5 protein-coding genes are annotated in these 6,094 nt (G+C 43.5%); 2 read left to right on the top strand and 3 right to left on the bottom strand.

The annotated features are described in order from the left end of the window. Positions 1 to 222 precede the first annotated feature (222 nt). Entirely contained in the window at positions 223 to 966 is a 744-nt protein-coding gene (locus Q0238_RS05450) for a hypothetical protein (protein ID WP_297943701.1), read from the bottom strand. On the opposite strand from Q0238_RS05450, the gene Q0238_RS05445 reads away from it, so the two are divergent. Both Q0238_RS05445 and Q0238_RS05440 read left to right on the top strand, forming a co-directional pair. Then, positions 947 to 1,192, top strand: coding sequence for a hypothetical protein (locus Q0238_RS05445; protein WP_297943699.1), 246 nt, complete (start codon positions 947 to 949; stop codon positions 1,190 to 1,192). The two genes, Q0238_RS05450 and Q0238_RS05445, sit on opposite strands and share 20 nt — an antisense overlap. 78 nt (positions 1,193 to 1,270) lie before the next feature. After that, on the top strand, positions 1,271 to 1,789 hold the full coding sequence (locus Q0238_RS05440) for a hypothetical protein (RefSeq protein WP_297943697.1): 519 nt from the start codon (positions 1,271 to 1,273) through the stop codon (positions 1,787 to 1,789). Positions 1,790 to 2,196: 407 nt separating this feature from the next. On the opposite strand, the gene Q0238_RS05435 is transcribed toward Q0238_RS05440, so the two are convergent. Further along, positions 2,197 to 3,330, bottom strand: coding sequence for a PepSY-associated TM helix domain-containing protein (locus Q0238_RS05435; RefSeq protein ID WP_297943694.1), 1,134 nt, complete (start codon positions 3,328 to 3,330; stop codon positions 2,197 to 2,199). 32 nt (positions 3,331 to 3,362) lie between these two features. Further along, complete coding sequence (locus Q0238_RS05430) at positions 3,363 to 5,180, bottom strand: TonB-dependent receptor (protein WP_297943704.1); 1,818 nt, start codon at positions 5,178 to 5,180, stop codon at positions 3,363 to 3,365. Positions 5,181 to 6,094 lie beyond the last annotated feature (914 nt).

Here is a 6,094-nt window from a genome sequence, read left to right as displayed (position 1 = left end):
TGTTGTATAGAGCCGCAAATATCGCGCCGTGCATTCGCGGCTTTGAAATTTACGCCGCGAAATTCTGCTTCGTAAATTTTATATCGTAGAATTTTACGCCTCGGAATTTCGCTCGGTAAAATTTAGATCGCAAAATTCCGCTGCGCGGAATTCTGCCTTAAATTTTACGTTGCAAAATTTCGCCGCTAAATTTACGCCAAATCTCTAAATTTTAAATCAAAATCAGCCGCCGTCGATGTCGAAGTCAAGATGCTCTTTGAAGTAGGCACGCAACCTGCGGCGATCGTTGCGGCCGGGCGTGATCGCAAACCACAGCACGCGGTCGTTTAGGTCCTTGCCGCGGATCAGCACGGTGTCGCGCAGCAAGATGTCGTGAAAGTCGCCGTTTAGCCGCCACGACGAAAGCGCCTTGGCGAAGATAAAGATTACGACGCCCACGACCATTATAACGAACGCCATCCCCACGCGCTCGCTCATGGCGATACCGACTAGCCACAGCACGATTATAGACGCATATGCAAAGTTCAGAAACTTCTCGTATTTTACGTAGCGGGAGTGGCTAAGCGCCGTGTAGTTCGTGCAGGTGCGCAAAAAGCCCGGCGTGAGCCTAACGTAGTCGATATTAAAGAGCAAAATTTCGCTCTTGCCCACGCCCGAGACGAAGGTGATCGCGTGGTCGTTAAATTTAAACAGCCCGCCACCATCGCGCCCTTGATACCAAGCTACGCCTGCGATCAAAAGTCCTAAAATCCCGCCTCCACCGCGACCGCGTCCGTTTCCTAAAAAAATTTCATCTAAATCAAGGCCGGCCAACACGCCGTAGAAAAATATAAAAGCCATCATCGCAATTACGAAGATCACGATGAAGGAGTTATCGTTTTTGACGCTAAATCCGCCTGCGCTCGTGGTTCGTGAGCCGCGGCTGCGAAGGGCGGCTTTGTAGTCTTTGGTAGTAAAAGTAGGCATCAGCTTCCTTTATTCCGGGGTTTCAAAACAGCTTGCGCGTGATTTTAAAGTCCGTTTAAAACGGTGGAATTTTATAAAATTTCAGATCAAATTCGGATTAAATTTTAAATTTGAAGAGGCTTTGAAATTTAAGCTGGTTTCAAATTTAAAGGATTTGAAATTTAGCCGCCTAGCTACGCTTAAAATTTACGCTTTCGCTCAAATTTATCAAAATTTAAACGCATAGCGGCGCCGAAAGATCGTAAATTTAGCCCGGGCTAAACCCCATTTTTGTATAATTTCATGAAATTTTAAAGGATAGAAAATGAAAAAATTTCTAGCTTTGCTTCTTGCGGCGCTGTTTTTAGCGAGCTGCGGCGCGCCTAGACCGAAGGTTCCGATCGCAAGTGCGTATAAATTCAAGGGGATTACCTACCAACACTTCCAAAACCATAATCCGAAAAAATTTGTCTATCAATCGCCGGAGGCGGTCGAGAAAAAGTACAACGAGCAGCTTTTAGCGGCGCTAAAAGAGGCGAACCTGCTGGATCAAAACTCTACCGACGAGCTTAAAATTACAATAAAGCACCGCAGGGGCTTTACGGGTGAAGCTACTCCGTTTCCTAGCGATAGAATCGGTGGCATAGAGTTTATTTATGAGGTTAAACTAGTAAGAAACGGCCAAATTTTAAGAAGCTACGTGCAAAATGACATCGAGCATTACGATCCAGGATTTTTCGGCAATATGAAAACCATAGCGTTGCAAAATACAGACGATAGCTATGAAAATGCTGCAATTACGGCTCTTGTCAAGCATTTGATGGAGATTATAAAGGGTTTTTAGTGGTTCAAGGGCTTTGCATTGCAAACTAAACTGCAGTAAATTTTTAAAGCACGACTGGCTAGCGTATGTGGCGGTTCGCATGATCTAAACCATCATAAATAGTTTTTGATGCCTTGTGAACTTCTAAATCTCGGAATTTAAAAACGGCTGCAAACCTGCGCGGTAAATTAAAGTGCAGTTTCGTAGAAATTAAGAAATCAATTTAAATTGCAAATGGTAGTTTTGCTGAGACAAATTCTGCTTCCTTGCAGTCAAATTCTGCGTTATAACCCAATTTTAAATGCTATAAAATTGAAATTCTGCGGTGCAAAGCACCTGTTTATAGGCTATGAGCGCAGCCTCTTTTGCAAAGTCTTTATGTTTCTGCCCTGTTAAAATAGAGTACTGCGTGTTTTGCGTGATTTATCTTATAAGTCTTTTTTTAAGCTCATCCAAAAACCGCTCGCGGCTAAAAACAAAAATGAAAGCGAAGCTAGGCAAAATATAAGTTTGCCGATCTGTCCGAAAATTTCGCCCGAATGAATATCTAAAACTGCCATGCGTATCGTCATAAAACGTGGCATTTGCGCTTTCATATCGGCAAATTTAACGTCCCTTAAAATTTCGCCACTCGTAGCATTGATCGCGATCCTATTAAATTCATCGCTCTCGTCGCTCGCAATCCCGTATATCGCGCTATATACTCCGTCTTTCGGATTAAGCATTATGTTAAAAAATTTAAAATTTTCGCCGTGTTTTTGGATAAAAATTTTAAACATCGCGTCGATCTCCCGTAGTTTGCCTGCATCCTTAAACCCCAACTTTTGTCTAGGTTCAAATTTTTCAGCTTTGTAAATTTGCTCCTCGCCCAAAATTTTATTCGTTAGTCTTGCTAACCAGTCATAAGAAAAATATAGCCCGCTCGCGCTTATAGCAAAAAGTATTGCAGCCGCATAGATGCCCGTGCATCCGTGGATCTGATAAAGCAGCGCGTAGCCGCGAGTTTTGAAGTTGATCTTAAGCGCTTTTGTAAGCTTGCGTCTAAAAAACGGATAATAGATCAAAATCCCGCTTAACAAAAGCAAAATGAGCCCTAGCGTGCTAAGTGCCACGATTTGCCTGCCGATCTCGCGAGCCCCCTCGCCAAAGGCAAGCTCAAAGCCTAGATTTGTATGTAGGCTTAGCACAACATTCATTATCCGCTCTTCGTAGTTCTCACCGACGATTTGTCCGTCATAAGGGCTCAAAAAATACGCTCTTGCTCGTCCTTTGCCGTCTTTGCCCGCGACTTCGACGCTCGCGCCGCCATCTTTTATGCCGATTAGCTCCGGCGTGAAGCTACTTTGCTTCTCGCCGAAAATTTTTAAAATTTCAGAAATTTTTAGGCGAGGCACATCTTTTTGGACGGCGAAAGACTGCCGCTCGTTAATAGCGTCAAAAATTTCATCGTGATACGAGATGAAACAGCCCGACAAGGCGACTACGAGCAGCGGTAGCGCACAAAGCAGAGACAAAATTAAATGGACGTTGAACCAAAAGTTTTTCTTTAAAACTCTCCTCATCGTTCAAATTTCATCTTTAAATTTTGCTCGAATTAAAAATTTACGTTGAAGCCGAGCTGAAATTTACGACCCTCAGCTATGAGGGCTCTGGTCGGTTTATCGTCTATTACTCTTTCGTTAAATACGTTATATACGCTAAAATTTACGCTAGCGTTTTTCGTGATTTTATAGTTAGTCCCGACGTCGGTGACGGCGTAGCCCTTAGTGTTTACATACACGCCATTTTTTACCCTGCTTATATAATTTACCTGCGTCCAGAAGCTCAGATCGCTATTAAAGTCGTAATCAAGTCCCGTTTTTATCATATAGCGCGGGGTGTCGGTCAGCGCTTTGCCCTCGTTTTCGCCTGATTTTTGTTTTGATTTAGCATAGGTATAGTTTGCGTGAAATGCTAAATTTGATAAAATTTTCCACTCGCCGCTAAGCTCAAGTCCGTCTATGGAGGCTCTGCCGATATTTACGTTTTCATAAATTCCAAAATAGGTTTTGCCTTGATAAACACAAGTCCAAGTAGCGGGATTATTAAAATCCGCTCCCGATCCCCAGCCGCCGCATCTTACGACGCTATCGATCTTGTCTTTGAAGTCGGTGTGAAAAACGGTCGCCGAAAGGCTTAGATTATCGTTATTGTCATACATCGTTCCGACCTCGTAATTTACGCTAGTTTCGGGCTTGAGGCTGCTTCGCCCCAGTCTGATACCGCGTCCGTGATTTATCGGAATTTTTAGCCCTTCGGATCTATCGTCGATATTAGGCGTCGTATAGCCCGCCGATACGCCTCCCTTAAACGATAAATTTTCATTTAGATGATAAACGATGTAGCCGCGCGGCGCAAAGTGTCCGCCATAGTCTTTGTCGTAGTTGTATCTTAAGCCCGCAGTCAGTGCAAGCGCGTCCGTGACATAAAAATTATCCTCTCCAAATACCGACACATCCCATCTTTTTAGATGCGCATCATCGCTAAAGCCCGGCTCATTTTGTGATGAATCCAGCTTCTCATGGCGATACTGCGCGCCAAGCGTTAAGGTATTTGAGTCAAAAAGATACGAGCCTTGAGTATTAAATATCGTAGATCTTAGCCTGATGTCACTTGCGGCTTGATCGGAAAAGGTTTTTGTAACCTCGTGCGATAGATAGGTATCGGTTAGAAATTTATCGTATCTTCCGCTATGCGAGAGCGAAATTTGATCGTCTTTGTCGTCTTCGTGAGTGTTATATCCTAGATACGCCGTTTTGCCTAGAGTTCTTGAGGTCAAGTTTTTAGTGTGTTTGTAATCAAGCGCGAGATCGTCGTTCTCGGTAGGCTTATACATAAGCTTCGCACCGAAATTCTTATCCGCGTCTTTTGGATTGCCGTAGTCTTTGGCGTCTTCAAATTTATGAAAATATCGCCCGTAAAGCGAAATTCCGAGTGTGTCTGGCACTATCGCGCCGCTTGCATAAAATCCCGTAGAGTAGCCATTGCCTATGTCTTTGTGCTGCGCGATATCGTAGTAGCCGTTTATATTGGCGCTAGGTTCATTCGAAAAGCCTTTGGTGATGATGTTTATCACACCGCCCATAGCGTCGGTGCCGTATAGAGAACTCATCGGTCCGCGGATAACTTCCACGCGGGCGATAGCATTTGCGGGCGGGATGAAGCTTTGGATGCTTCCTTGCGAGCCGAAACCCGGAAATGCGCTCTCGCTGGAAACAGGACGACCGTCGATTAAAATTTTAGTATATTTTGAATCCATACCACGCATTCTGATATCGCTTTTACCCTTCATTGAGCTAAATCTAGGCGCGGAATATACGCCTGGTATATCCTTTACGATGTCGGCTACGTCTTTGTGATTTCTCTTTTCGATCTCTTTTTGAGGTATTACCGAGATCGACGCCGGCGCTTCTTTGATATCTTGCTCAAAGGCGGTGGCGCTTACGACGATCTCTCCTAAATCGGCCTCTTGCCCCCCCCCATAGTTGTGCGGTCAAAATCGAAACTGCCACGAGCGATAAATGCAAACTGCGCATTATTATATCCTTTTGATAAAATTTTGCGAATGAAATTCACGGACGAAATTATAGCTCCGAAAAGATTAAATATTTATAAAATATTAAAAGGCGTTATCGCTATCAAGCATATTTGATTCTAACGTGCAATCGCTAGTTATAGGCATTGATGAATAAAATTTTATTTGCTCTTGGCGATTTAAGGAGAGAATGATAAATTTAAAGGCGCAATGAGCTTTAAAAATTTACGCCGCGTTGTAAATATCAAAATTTAAATGCAGTGAGCTCGGGGTATCTGTCATTAGTGTGCGCCGTGGGTTTTTGCGGAGAAAGAGACTTTGCGAAGCGTAGCCGACGAGTATGGGGGCTAGCAACAATTAAATTTTTATGACGAATAATTTAAAGTAGGGTATTTTTAATACTAATTTTTTAAGCGTTAAAATGCGACTTGCGGCGGCTGGTGCGGCAAATTTGCTCTGCGATTGCAGTTAAATTTTCCGCCGCGCGGAGTAAATGCCGCGCAGAGCTAAATTTGCCGCCTAGAAGCTAAATTTCACGTCGCAGTTAAATCGGCAATAGCTAAATCACAGCGAGCTCAACGCTGCAAATTTAGAGTTCACAAGCGCAAGCGCTTGACTTGCAGCTGAGCCGAGATCTTTTATTATAAGATGCCTATTGTTCGCATTCCTACGGCTGTATAAAACAAATCGCGCCGCGTTTTAAATTTTAAAATTTTATTTGAATAAGCTGTTTACGCTCTCGTCGTGATATA

This window comes from uncultured Campylobacter sp. (assembly GCF_938045775.1).
Classification (GTDB): domain Bacteria; phylum Campylobacterota; class Campylobacteria; order Campylobacterales; family Campylobacteraceae; genus Campylobacter_B.
This window is presented reverse-complemented; position numbering and strand designations above follow the sequence as displayed.

Bases quoted from the DNA above. Each gene is read 5' to 3' on its own strand.
- Q0238_RS05440 (WP_297943697.1), top strand. From the start codon at position 1,271: ATGAAAAAATTTCTAGCTTTGCTTCTTGCGGCGCTGTTTTTAGCGAGC.
- Q0238_RS05435 (WP_297943694.1), bottom strand. From the start codon at position 3,330: ATGAGGAGAGTTTTAAAGAAAAACTTTTGGTTCAACGTCCATTTAATT.
- Q0238_RS05450 (WP_297943701.1), bottom strand. From the start codon at position 966: ATGCCTACTTTTACTACCAAAGACTACAAAGCCGCCCTTCGCAGCCGC.